Here is a 584-nt window from a genome sequence, read left to right as displayed (position 1 = left end):
GACACCGGTCGAAAGCTCGCCTCGGCGACTGTCACGGGTGTCATCGGAGAATCTGTCTCCGAGTTTACCGACCCGCAGGGTGATGACAACGGTCCCGGAGGGTACACATACCCGACGAATGGCGCGTTCCGGGAGGAGGAGGGGGCGTTCGACCTGCGTACGTTCACGGTCTTCGAGACGGACGACAGCTGGCGGTTCGCGTTCGAGGTGGAGAGCCTGTACGATGCGTTCGGCGGGGAGTTCTCCCCGCACTACTTCGTGGTCTATCTACGCGACCCGGAAACCGACACCGGGCGTACGACCGAAATCGGCGACCTGAACGTCACCGCCGAGTTCGCCGAGCCGTGGCAGTACCGCGTTAGAGCAAGCGGCTTCGGCGGGGGAGTTGTCAACGCGAGCGGGACCAACCTCGGATCGCCGGAAACGTTCGTCGAACTGGATACGAACCTCGCCGTTCTCTCGGTACCGAAGGAGTCGGTCGGGGGCACCGACATCTCCGACTGGGAGGTTCTTCCGGTTGTCGGCTCGGAGAGCTTCGGCTCGTTCCGCGACGTACAGGTCGGCGAGCCCGGTGAGTTCGTCTT

At 63.7% G+C, this 584-nt stretch carries 1 protein-coding gene; it reads left to right on the top strand.

Going from position 1 to position 584, the window contains the following annotated elements:
* Positions 1-584 (top strand): glucodextranase DOMON-like domain-containing protein (locus tag EXE44_RS17805; RefSeq protein ID WP_274595389.1); only part of this gene is annotated, 584 nt, incomplete at both ends.

The organism is Halorubrum sp. SS7, from assembly GCF_005435055.1.
In the GTDB taxonomy this organism is placed as follows: Archaea; Halobacteriota; Halobacteria; order Halobacteriales; family Haloferacaceae; genus Halorubrum; species Halorubrum salinarum.
Note: the sequence above shows the minus strand (reverse complement) of the source record. Positions and strands in the feature narration are given on the sequence as shown.